Origin of the sequence: Vagococcus humatus (genome assembly GCF_003950325.1) — a bacterium.
In the GTDB taxonomy this organism is placed as follows: domain Bacteria; phylum Bacillota; class Bacilli; order Lactobacillales; family Vagococcaceae; genus Vagococcus_C; species Vagococcus_C humatus.
Genome location: NZ_PXZH01000001.1, coordinates 609,386 through 622,086 on the forward strand (window position 1 = coordinate 609,386; position 12,701 = coordinate 622,086).

At 36.7% G+C, this 12,701-nt stretch carries 9 protein-coding genes; all 9 read right to left on the reverse strand.

Translation table 11 applies throughout. The features are described 5' to 3' along the window. Positions 1-25: 25 nt before the first annotated feature. Positions 26-4,363: a PolC-type DNA polymerase III gene (locus tag C7P63_RS02945; RefSeq protein WP_125942666.1), complete on the reverse strand. Its 4,338-nt coding sequence runs from the start codon at positions 4,361-4,363 to the stop codon at positions 26-28. A 103-nt stretch (positions 4,364-4,466) separates the two neighbouring features. After that, positions 4,467-6,182: a proline--tRNA ligase gene (locus C7P63_RS02950; protein WP_125942667.1), complete on the reverse strand. Its 1,716-nt coding sequence runs from the start codon at positions 6,180-6,182 to the stop codon at positions 4,467-4,469. 57 nt (positions 6,183-6,239) lie between these two features. Continuing rightward, positions 6,240-7,526 (reverse strand): RIP metalloprotease RseP, encoded by a 1,287-nt coding sequence (gene rseP, locus C7P63_RS02955; protein ID WP_125942668.1) that lies wholly within the window; start codon positions 7,524-7,526, stop codon positions 6,240-6,242. A 102-nt stretch (positions 7,527-7,628) separates the two neighbouring features. Beyond that, positions 7,629-8,438, reverse strand: coding sequence for a phosphatidate cytidylyltransferase (locus C7P63_RS02960; RefSeq protein WP_125942669.1), 810 nt, complete (start codon positions 8,436-8,438; stop codon positions 7,629-7,631). Beyond that, complete coding sequence (locus tag C7P63_RS02965) at positions 8,435-9,247, reverse strand: isoprenyl transferase (protein WP_125942670.1); 813 nt, start codon at positions 9,245-9,247, stop codon at positions 8,435-8,437. The genes C7P63_RS02960 and C7P63_RS02965 overlap by 4 nt, the downstream gene beginning before the upstream one ends. A gap of 145 nt (positions 9,248-9,392) precedes the next feature. Beyond that, positions 9,393-9,950: a ribosome recycling factor gene (gene frr / locus C7P63_RS02970; protein ID WP_125942671.1), complete on the reverse strand. Its 558-nt coding sequence runs from the start codon at positions 9,948-9,950 to the stop codon at positions 9,393-9,395. Positions 9,951-9,956: 6 nt separating this feature from the next. After that, positions 9,957-10,679 (reverse strand): UMP kinase, encoded by a 723-nt coding sequence (gene pyrH / locus C7P63_RS02975; protein WP_125942672.1) that lies wholly within the window; start codon positions 10,677-10,679, stop codon positions 9,957-9,959. A gap of 137 nt (positions 10,680-10,816) precedes the next feature. Beyond that, entirely contained in the window at positions 10,817-11,695 is an 879-nt protein-coding gene (gene tsf, locus C7P63_RS02980) for a translation elongation factor Ts (RefSeq protein WP_125942673.1), read from the reverse strand. A gap of 159 nt (positions 11,696-11,854) precedes the next feature. Next, positions 11,855-12,634, reverse strand: coding sequence for a 30S ribosomal protein S2 (rpsB, locus tag C7P63_RS02985; protein WP_125942674.1), 780 nt, complete (start codon positions 12,632-12,634; stop codon positions 11,855-11,857). Between the last annotated feature and the right edge of the window lie 67 nt (positions 12,635-12,701).

Consider the following 12,701-nt stretch of genomic DNA (forward strand, 5'->3'; position numbering starts at 1 on the left):
AAAGTCTTATTTTTTTAATCATCTCTTAAAACATATCAAATAAAGATAACTGATTTTCATCAGGCAAGCCTTGTAACACACCATTATCGTTTAAGTACTCCATAATGGTTTTAGAAACTTTCCCTCTAGTAGACAAATCTTCTTTAGATAAAAATTCTTGTTCTTCTCTTGCTACGATCATTTGTTTAGCCACGTTAATCCCTAAACTTGGAACTGCCGTAAACGGTGCAATTAACGTGTCTCCGTCAATCACAAAGTTTTTTACGTCGGATTTATATAAATCCACCATGCCAAATTTAAAGCCTCGCTCTAACATCTCATTCGCTAACTCTAAAACCGTAAGTAAATTTTTCTCTTTAGTTGACGCGTCCATTCCTTTATCGGTAATTTCTTTCATTCTCGCTTTAACTGCATCTTTTCCTTTACTCATAGCAACTAAATCAAAATCATTGGCCCGAATCGAAAAGTAAGCAGCGTAATACAAAATAGGATAGTAGACTTTAAAATAAGCTACTCGTAAAGCCATTAACACATAGGCAGCCGCATGGGCTTTAGGGAACATGTACTTAATTTTTAAGCAAGAATCAATGTACCATTCAGGCACCCCTTCTTCTCGCATAGTCGCTTGCCAATCATCTGGTATTCCCCGACCTTTACGCACGTGTTCCATTATTTTAAAGGCTAACCCATCTTCTAAACCATTATGAATCAAGTACACCATAATGTCATCTCGACAACCAATTACTTCAGACAAGGTAGCTTTTCCTTGTTTGATTAATTCATCTGCATTGCCTAACCAAACATCGGTTCCGTGAGACAAGCCAGATATTTGTAGTAATTCAGCAAAAGTAGTTGGATGGGTTTGCTCCAACATTCCGCGAACAAATTTAGTCCCAAATTCAGGAATCCCTAGCGAACCGGTTTTAGAATATATCTGCTCAGCTGTCACCCCTAATACCTCTGGTCCATCAAAAATACGCATGACTTCTGGATCATCAGTTGGAATGGTTTTAGGATCAATCCCTGATAAATCTTGCAACATCCGAATCATAGTAGGATCATCATGACCTAGAATATCTAATTTTAAAACATTATCATGAATTGAGTGGAAATCAAAATGGGTTGTTTTCCATTCTGCCTCTTGATCATCTGCTGGATACTGAATTGGCGTAAAATCATACACGTCCATATAGTCTGGAATAACAATAATCCCTCCAGGATGCTGACCGGTTGTTCGTTTAACACCAGTAGCGCCTTTAGCTAGCCGGTCAATCTCAGCATTCCTAAACTGATAATCATTGTCCCGTTCATACCCTTTAACAAAACCATAAGCTGTTTTATCCGCCACAGTTCCAATCGTTCCTGCTCGGTAAACATATTCTTCCCCAAAGAGAACTTTGGTATAGTTATGGGCCTCTGGTTGATATTCTCCGCTAAAGTTTAAATCAATATCTGGTACTTTATCTCCATGGAAACCTAAAAATGTTTCAAAAGGAATATCGTGACCATCTTTAAATAAGCGAGCACCACATTTGGGACAATCTTTTTCAGGTAAATCAAAACCAGAACCTACAGAACCATCTGTAAAGAATTCTGAAAATTGACATGCTGGACACCGGTAATGAGGAGCAAGTGGGTTAACTTCTGTAATCCCTGTCATAGTGGCAACAAAACTAGAGCCAACTGACCCCCTAGAACCAACTAGATAGCCGTCTTCTAAACTTTTATGAACTAGCTTTTGTGAAATTAAATAAATAACTGAGAACCCATTCCCAATAATACTATCCAACTCTTTTTTTAGCCGTTTTTCCACAATATCTGGTAAAGGCTCTCCGTATAAGCGTTTAGCTTCTGTGTAACTTAAATTGGTGATTTCTTCTTCAGAACCGGGAATTTTGGGTGTATACAGTTCATTTTTAACTGGGACAATGTCTTCACACCAATCCATCACTAACTGAGTATTAGTTACGACTATTTCTTTAGCTACCTGCTCTCCTAAGAAAGCAAATTCATCTAGCATTTCATTAGTAGTTCTAAAATGAACTTTAGGCAAGCTATACCGATTTAACGGGTTAGCTCCTCCCATCGAATTAATTAAAATTTTTCGGTAAATGGCATCTTCTTCATTTAGATAATGCACATCTCCTGTTGCTACAACTGGTTTATCTAGTTCTTGACCAATTTTAACAATATTAGCAATAATCTCTTCTAAAGCTCGCTCAGTTTTAACTAGCTCTTGTTCGATTAAAGGCGCATAGACCGGCTTTGGCATCACTTCTATATAATCATAAAATTTCGCTCGTTTTTTTGCTTCATCTCGGCCTTTTTGCATCATAGCTTCAAATATTTCACCGTTACTACAAGCCGACCCTACAATTAAACCTTCTCTTAATTTATTTAATTCAGAGCGAGGAATACGCGGCACTCGGTAATAATAATTCACATTAGATTTAGAAATTAACTTAAATAAATTTTTAAGTCCCGCTTGGGTTTTAGCAATAATCGTTGCATGAAAAGGCCGTGCTCGTTTATAAGCATCTCCTTCACCGATAAAGTCATTAAACTCATCATGGTATTCTATGCCGTGATCATCATAGGCTTCTTTTAAGAAAATCCAACACAAATGCCCAGTGGTTTCTGAGTCATAAATAGCTCGGTGATGCTGCTCTAAATTAACATTGTATTTTTTAGCTAACGTATTTAGTCTATGACTTTTCCAAGTGGGATGAAGTAACCGAGATAATTCTAACGTATCAATTACTGGATTAGTAGATTCAGGAATACCGTACTTTTCATAAGTGGTATTCAAAAATCCCATATCAAAACTAGCATTATGAGCTACTAAAATCGTATCTTGACAAAAATCTTGGAAAAGACGAATAACCTCTTCTTCTGATTTAGAGCCTTGTACCATTTCATCAGTTATTCCAGTTAAATTAATCGTTGTTTCAGATAAAGGGTGACCGGGATCAATAAATTCTTCAAAGGTATCAATCACATTTCCCTTATGCATTTTAACTGCTGCCAATTCAATAATCGTATCATAAACGGCAGAAAGCCCAGTGGTTTCCACGTCAAACACCACATAGGTAGCATCACTTAAATTTAAATGAGCTGGATGATAAGCAATCGGTACCCCGTCATCTACTATGTTCGCTTCCACCCCGTACAAAATTTTAATGCCATGGTCTTGACCTGCTTGGTAAGCTTCTGGAAAAGATTGTGCCCCAGCATGGTCAGTAATGGCAATCCCAGGCATGCCCCATTTAGCTGCTTGAGCCACTAAATCGCTAGCTTTATTCGTAGCATCCATCGTACTCATGTTGGTATGTAAATGAAGTTCGACCCGTTTTTCTCCGTCTGGCTCTGTATCTTTACGACTCGCATGAGGAACTTCCATTAAATCTTGACCATTCATAACCAAGTCACGCATAAATGTATCTTCTTGAATACTTCCTCTAGCTTTTAACCAACTACCGACTTTAATTGCCTCAAACATGGCTTCGTCTTCTTCTCCTCTAGAAAACTTCTTCACTGCAAAAGAAGAGGTATAGTCAGTTAGCTTAACAATCAAAATTTGACGACCTGAACGTAAGTCTCTAATTTCTTTATCAAAAACATATCCTTCAATGGTTACCCGGCGTTCTTCTTCTAAAATAGCCTCCATTGGGGTAATTGGCTCTTCTTTAGGAATTTGCCGGCCAAGTTGAACAGGACCAGTTACTTCCACTACTTCTTTTTTCTGTTGCTGTTTTTTCTCTTCACTTTTTTGTAGTGCTAGAGCTGCTTCAGCCATCATTTTTTCTTGTTGAGCTCTTTGCCGCTCAGCAAATTCTTGCCGAGTAACTTCTGCATGATTTTCATTGACCACCGCTTGAAGTTTAAAAGGTTTAAACCCGAAACTTCGGTACAGCTGTTCCACTTCTGGAAATAGTTGTTGATTAAAGTAATCTAAAATCCCCTCATGATCAAGATACACTTTTACTTGTTTTTGATCGATAAAAGGTAATTGATTAGACAGCGTTCCATTTAATAAATGACGGTTACAGTTAATATTCTCTAAACAAATCGGCCAATAATCTTGAATCAAGGCTTCTGTATAATTGTTATCAGTTGTTTCAATAAATAACTGGGCTTTTCCGATTGACTGAAATGCCACTGCTAATTTTTGTTTAAATAATTGATAAAAGGTAGCCGGTACAATCTTTGGAAAGGATAAATAAAAATCCCACACTCGACTTTTTCGATGAACGGTTACTTTTTTTATTTCCCCTACTTCTAACCATTCTTTATAGGGTTCTGTTATTTCAAATTCCATTTGCTGCAATAATTTTTCAAACAATTCTCTTGAATTTAATGACAATGACCTAGCCTCCCTTGTTCATTGTACAAACTTCAAAAGAACAAGATATGTCAACCCAAGCAGGCACATATCTTGTTCTTCTACATATATTTCTTTCAATTAACTAAGCAGTTACTTCTGGATGAAGTAAAATACGGATAGTATTAATTAACTCTTCTTTTTTCACTTCAATGGTTTCACCAGATTGACGAAGTTTTACTTCTACAATTCCTTCTGATGCTTTCTTACCAACAGTTACTCGGACGGGAATACCAATTAAGTCAGAATCTGCAAACTTCACGCCAGCTCTCTCTTTTCTGTCATCTACTAACACTTCATAGCCAGATGCAGTTAACGTTTGAGATAATTCTTCTGCTAATAAACGTTGTTCATCATTTTTCACATTAACAGGAATAACATGCACGTTAAATGGTGCAATTTCTTCTGGCCAGTTCATACCAAATTCATCAGCATTTTGTTCTACAATAGCTGAGATTAAGCGACTAACTCCAATACCGTAACATCCCATAATAACTGGAATAGCTCGGCCATTTTCATCTAATACCGTGGCATTCATTGACTCACTGTAACGTGTTCCAAGTTTAAAGATATGACCGATTTCAATTCCTTTAGTAAATTTAATCGTGCCTTCTCCGTCAGGGGATGGATCTCCTTCTTTTACAAAACGTAAGTCTTCATAGGCAATTGGTTCAAAATCACGGCCTGGATTAGCATTTAAGAAATGGAAACCTGTTTCATTAGCACCAACTACAGCATTTTCCATATCTGCTACATAACGGTCAGCATAAACTTTAACTTGTTCAGGAACGTTAACTGGCCCTACTGAACCAAACGAAGCCTTGAATAGTGCTTCTGCTTGTTCAGGTGTAGCAGGTTCTAAGAAGTCTGCTCCTAAATAGTTTTTCAGTTTAACATCATTGACTTCATGATCTCCTCTGACTAAAACTAAGACAGGTTCTTCATCTGCAATAAATAATACTGATTTAATAATTGTTTCAGATGAAACAGATAAAAAGTTAGCAACTTCTTCAATCGAGCAAACATTTGGTGTGGCTACTTTTTCTAATTCTTTCACTGTTTCATGTGAAGGATTTGGTTCATACAAACTAGTCGCCATCTCTAAGTTAGCTGCATAGTCACTATCTGTTGAGTAACAAATAGTATCTTCTCCAATAGCTGACAAAGCCATAAACTCTTTAGAGTCACTACCACCCATTGCCCCTCCGTCACCAATAATAGAACGGAAGTTTAAGCCACATCGTTCAAAAATTCGGTTGTAGGCTTCTTCATATAAATGGTAAGTTTCATCTAAACTCGCTTCATTTGCATGGAAAGAGTAACCATCTTTCATGATAAACTCACGGCCACGTAACAATCCTGAACGAGGACGTTTTTCATCTCGATATTTAGTTTGAATTTGATAAAGAGATAAAGGTAATTTTTTATAGGATTTAACTTCATTTCGAATCAAATCTGTAAAGGTTTCTTCATGGGTTGGGCCTAAGATATAATCCCGACTATGACGATCTTGTAATTTCATTAAAAGTGGGCCATAAGTTTCATATCGACCAGATTCTTGCCACAATTCAGCTGGAAGTAACGCTGGCATTAAGCATTCCACAGCATCGATTTCATCGAATTCTTCTCGCATAATCGTTTTAATTTTCTCTAAAACTCGATTAGCTAAAGGTAAGTAGCTATACATACCTGCTGATACTTGACGAATAAATCCTCCTCGTAGTAATAGCTGATGACTGACTACTTCTGCTTCATTTGGCGTTTCCCGTAACGTTGGGATTAACATTTTTGACTGTTTCATTATCATAATCTCCTTTAATTCAAATCCAACACATATTCTACTACATTTCTCTCTGACTTATCTAAAGAAAAAACGCATAATATCATTCCAAGTCACTAAAATCATCAATAAGAAGAGAAAAGCTACACCAACTAAAGTGACTTTTCCTTCTACTTCTGGACTAAGTGGTTTTCTACGAATGCCTTCTACTAAATTAAGTAATAACTTTCCTCCGTCAAGGGCAGGAATAGGTAATAAGTTAACAATACCTAAGTTAACACTTAATACGGCAATAAAGTTTAAAATGGTCATAAAGCTTTCATTAGATACTTGGGAGGACACTTGGAAAATCATCACCGGTCCACCTAATTTATTTAAGCTAAACCCTGTGACAAGTCCTTTTAATGCAACAAAAATCATAGTGGCACTTTCCCAAGTTTTATTAGCTGCTCGTTTAATCTTTTCTAAAAAGTTTAACGAAACAAAGCGTGTTCCACCTTGAATGCCTATTCTAACAGCTTTAGTACCGTCTTCCAAGGTTTCTGTTTTAGGTACTAAGGTAAGCTCCACAACTTTTCCGTCTCGTTTAACCTCAATAGGAGTTTCTTTCCCAACTTGTTTATCTATAATTGGTTTAATATCAGTAAATTGCTCAACAGGCTGATGATTGACAGAGGTTATCACATCTCCTGGTTTAATCCCTGCTTTCGCTGCAGGACTATTTTCAGCAACTCCGCCAATATGACTAGACGGGTCTGGTTGGATTTCTCCACCTTGGGCAAACAACACCACTCCAAACAAAATAAAGGTCAAAATAAAGTTAAACAGTGGGCCAGCCACATTAGTTAACATACGGTTGATTAATTTAGCCGATTGAAACTGCACGTCTCTTGGTGCAATCTGGACTTCTATTCCATCGGTTTCAATAATCGCTGCATCATGATCCACTTGGTAGAGCTTTTCTTCTTTTTCATCGCCATTTAGATACCCTTTAATAAATAATTCATCTTCTAAATCAAAAGAAGTCACTTCCATCGGTAAACTATTCGGCAATTGAACTTTTGAACTAGTATTAATCCGAGTCACTACTTCCTCTTGATTTAACTCAATAGACACAGGTTGACCGGGAGTTAACTCTAACTCTTCCTCCCCAGCTCCTGCCATTCGCACGTAACCACCGACTGGGAGCATTCGAACTGTATAAGTCGTTCCAGATTGACTTCGGTGGGAAAACAGCTTAGGACCCATGCCAATGGAGAACTCTCTAACTAAAATGCCAGATAACTTCGCAAATAGAAAATGGCCAAATTCATGCACCACAACAATTAAGCCAAAGACAAATATAAACGTAATAATTGTTTTCATACTCACACCTCTTTTCATTCTTCACTCATTAATTAACTAAAGGTCTATTCTTAACACACTGAATGAGTATGAACAGGTGTTAACTTCTTTCCCTATTTTTGACTAAAAAAGTCCAAATAAGTGCATTAAAGGAAAGACAAATAATAAACTATCAAAGCGGTCTAAAATACCACCATGCCCAGGTAATAAAGTCCCTGAGTCTTTTGTATTATAAAAACGTTTATAAGCAGATTCAACTAGGTCACCCATTTGACCTGCAATGGAAAAGAAGACGGTGAAAATAACCATCACCACATTACTATGACCAAAGTAATCTTGCCCTGGGTAAAGTAATAGGAATAAAATAGCTACCACTACCGCTGACACAATTCCTCCAATAGACCCTTCAATCGTTTTATTAGGGGAAATTTGTGGGGACAATTTATTTTTACCAAATTTTCGGCCAAACATATAGGCTCCAATATCTGTTGCCCAAACAACTAATAAGCCAAACATTAAATACTTAATATCTCCTTGGGTTTCTCCTCTTGCTAGTAAAAAACTATGGAAACCAGTTCCCACATATAAACTAGTCAACACAGGAAATCCCATATCTTCTATCGAATAAGTGTTATGAGAAAAAACTGAACCGGTCATCAAAATCATCACCGTTAAAAAAAATAAGCTCATATTATCCGCTTTATCTGATAAAAAGAAAAAATACCGATCTAAAGGCAATACTAAAAAAAGTGTTCCTAAACAAGCTAGCACTCCTTCAAACGAATTTAGTGTCATGCCTTTCATTCTAAATAACTCATAAACACCAATTAAAGCTAAAATAGCAATGGTCAATTCTAATGCTATACCTCCCAAGATAATCACAGGGATAAATAAAGCTAAAGCTATCACAGCAGTTGTGACACGTTGTTTCATTTAGTTGTCTCTCCTTTATTTTTTGACTTATTTAAGCCACCAAACCGACGATTCCGATGTTGAAAAGCACCTAGGGCTTGTGAAAAGTGATGCTGATCAAAATCTGGCCATAAAGCCTTAGAAAAATATAATTCACTATAAGCCAATTGCCAAAGCATAAAGTTACTAATTCTTTCTTCACCACTAGTTCTAATTAACAAATCAGGATCTTGACAATTTTCTGGTAAGTGACAAGTCATTAGATAATTAGAAAAAGTTTCAGCTGTTAAGGTTTCAGTCTCTAACTTGTTTTGTTTGACGTCTTGAATGACTTGATTCACTGCAGTTAAAATTTCAGCCCGACTCCCATAGTTAAGAGCAAAGTTTAAAATCATCCCAGTATTTTGTTTGGTTTGTTCAATCGCCTCATCAACCGCCTGTCTGGTATGAGCAGGTAATTCTTCTGTATACCCAATAACTTGCACTTGCACATTCTCTTCAATCAGTTCTGGAATAAAGGTATCAAAAAATTCAACCGGTAGTTGCATCAAGTAATCTACTTCTTCTTGAGGCCTTTTCCAGTTCTCCGTTGAAAAAGCATATAAGGTTAAGACTTTTACTCCCAAACGACTGGCTTGTTTGGTAATTTTCTTAACATTATTCATCCCCTCTTTGTGTCCTGCCATTCTTGGCAACCGTCTGTTTTCAGCCCAACGACCATTGCCGTCCATAATAATTGCAATATGTTTGGGGACAGGTCCAGCAGTATTAAAGACCCAGTGATCTTCCTTATTAATATATTTTTCTTTTTGTGGAAATAAGCGAAACATCTCAAGTCTCCTTTGTTGACTTATTCTATCCTTTTTATTGTAGCAAAAATTAGCGGAAAAACCTATAAAAATAAGGAATTATTGTGATTAAATAGAAAATTTTAAGAAAAAAAAAGCCTTTTTACAGGCTTTTTCTTACAAATCACTAAACGTCTAGTAATTCTTCTTCTTTAGTTGCAGCAATTTTATCAATTTCTTTTGTGCTAGCATCAGTAATTTTTTGAACATCTTGTTCTAATGTACGTAATTCATCTTCAGAAATATCTTTTTTCTTTTCAGCTGCTTTTAATTCATCCATTGCATCTCGGCGAATATTGCGGACAGCAACTTTTGCCCCTTCAGCATGTTTTCCTACTTGTTTAGCTAATTCTTTCCGACGATCTTCTGTTAATTGTGGAATGATTAAACGAATAACAGAGCCATCATTAGTTGGGCTAATGCCTAAATCACTCGCTAAAATAGATTTTTCGATATCCCCTAAGCTTGTTTTATCAAAAGGTGTAATCATTAAAACTCGTGCTTCAGGAATAGAGATTTGTGAAATTTGATTAAGTGGTGTTGGTACTCCGTAATATTCCACTTGAATTCTATCTAACAAGCTAGCGTTAGCACGGCCTGCTCTAATTTGTCCTAAATCACGTTGTAAACTTTCTTCTGCTTTTTTCATTTTGTCTTGAGCTGTTTCAATAATCTGGTTAACCATGTTTGACTATTTCCCCCTTACAGTTGTTCCGATATTTTCACCAAGGCAAACTCGTTTAATATTACCACGTTCATTTAAATTAAAGACAACTAATGGGATATCGTTATCCATACTTAATGAACTAGCAGTAGAATCCATTACTTGTAGACCTTTTGCAATAATATCTAAGTGTGTTAATTCATCAAATTTTTGTGCATCTGATACGATTTTAGGATCGGCAGAATAAACGCCATCCACATTGTTTTTAGCCATTAAAATAACGTCGGCATCGATTTCAGCCGCACGTAATGCAGCTGTTGTATCTGTAGAAAAATAAGGATTGCCAGTACCACCTGCAAAGATAACAACGCGTCTTTTTTCTAAATGTCGCACTGCCCGTCGTCTAATATAAGGCTCCGCAATTTGGCGCATTTCAATAGAAGTTTGAACACGTGTTGGTACTCCTAGGTTTTCTAAAGTATCTTGTAAAGCTAAAGCATTCATAACTGTTGCAAGCATTCCCATATAATCAGCTTGGGCACGTTCCATTCCCATTTCAGCGCCAATTGTTCCACGCCAAATATTACCGCCGCCTACAACAATAGCAATTTCTACGCCTAAATCATAAACTTCTTTGATTTCTTGACCAATTTCTTCGATAACTGGTGGTTTAATCCCAAACCCAGCATCACCTGCTAAAGCTTCTCCACTTACTTTTAATATAATTCTTTGATATTTTGGCTTATCCATCCTTCTATTACCTCCGTTAACCTTTATTCTATCATATTCCATTCATTAAGAAAACGTTGAGCTTCCTAAAAAAGCTCAAAAAAAGGGACCGCACTAATAATTAGTAGCGTTCCCAACTGTCTTAAAAAGACAGATAATTATTTCATTTGACTCATAACTTCGTCAGCAAAGTTTTCTTCACGTTTTTCTAAACCTTCGCCCACTTCAAAACGGACAAATGATTTAACTGTTGCGCCATGATTTTTAGCAAATTTTTCAACAGTTACGTCAGGATCTTTAACGAATGGTTGGTCAACTAAACAAATTTCAGCTAAGAATTTATGCATACGACCTTGAACCATTTTTTCAACGATTTTTGCAGGTTTGCCTTCGTTTAAAGCTTGTTCAGTTAAAACTGATTGTTCGTGATCTAATTCTGCTTGAGGCACTTGGTCTTTAGTGATGTAACGAGGGTTAATAGCTGCAACGTGCATAGCAACGTCTTTTGCTACTTCTTCGTCATTTGTTCCATCTAAAACAGTTAAAGCAGCAATACGGCCACCCATATGTAAGTAAGCACCAAATGCTTGTGAATCTTCTTTTTCAACTACTTCAAAACGACGGAAACTAATTTTTTCACCGATTTTGTTAGTTGCTTCAATAATAGATTTTTCAATAGAACCATCTTCAGTTGGAAGTGCTAATGCTTCTTCCATGTTAGCTGGTTTGTTTTCTACCATTAATTTAGCTACTTCTTTAACTAAATCTTGGAACATGTCGTTTTTAGAAACAAAGTCTGTTTCTGCATTGATTTCAACGATTGCAGCAGTGTTGCCATCTACATGAATGCTTGCTAAACCTTCAGCAGCGATACGGTCGCCTTTCTTAGCAGCTTTTGCCATTCCTTTTTCACGTAAAAGATCGACTGCTTTGTCCATATCTCCTTCTACTTCAACTAGTGCTCTTTTTGCATCCATCATACCAACGCCTGTAGCGTCACGTAATTCTTTTACCATAGCAGCTGAAATTTTTGCCATTTTATTTTGCCCCCTGTATGTTTTCCTATAATAGTTGATTTAAATTTCTAAAAAAGCTGTCTCAAAGGAGACGGTCTAGGGCTACTTTTTTCGCCAACTGAACGGATAGCCTTTGAGACAGCTTCACTTTTTATTGTTTAATAGGCTAAATTAAGCTTATTATTTGTTGTCGCCTTCAACAGCTTCAACGATTTCTTCGATAGAAGCAGCACCTTCAGCTTCTTCTTTTTTGAATGTATCTTCGCTAACTTCATCTTCACCTTGACGGCCTTCGATGAAAGCATCAGCCATTTTACCAGCAATAAGTTTTACGGCACGAATAGCATCATCATTTGATGGGATAACTACGTCGATTTCGTCTGGATCACAGTTAGTATCCACCATTGCTACGATTGGAATATTTAATTTATGAGCTTCTTGAACGGCAATACGTTCTTTACGAGGGTCAACGATGAACATTACATCTGGAATTCTTGGCATATCAGCGATACCGCCTAAGAATTTTTGTAGACGTTCACGTTCTTTGTTTAAACCAGCTACTTCTTTTTTAGGAAGTACTTCGAAAATGCCGTCTTCTTCCATTTTGTCAATTTCTTTAAGACGTGCAATACGTTTTTGGATAGTATCCCAGTTAGTTAAAGTTCCACCTAACCAACGATGGTTTACATAGTATTGACCAGCTCTTTCAGCTTCTTCTTTGATAGCATCTTGTGCTTGTTTTTTAGTTCCTACGAATAATGCAACGCCGCCGTCTTCAGCAACTTGACGCATATAGTCGTATGCAACATCTACTAATTTAACTGTTTTTTGTAAGTCAATAATGTAGATACCGTTTCTTTCTGTAAAGATATACTTTTTCATTTTAGGGTTCCAACGACGTGTTTGGTGTCCGAAATGTACCCCAGCTTCTAGTAATTGCTTCATTGAAATTACTGCCATGTTTGTTTCCTCCAATTTGGTTTTTGATTTTCCTCTTTTTACTTCACTTTTGTAAAGGACTAACCTA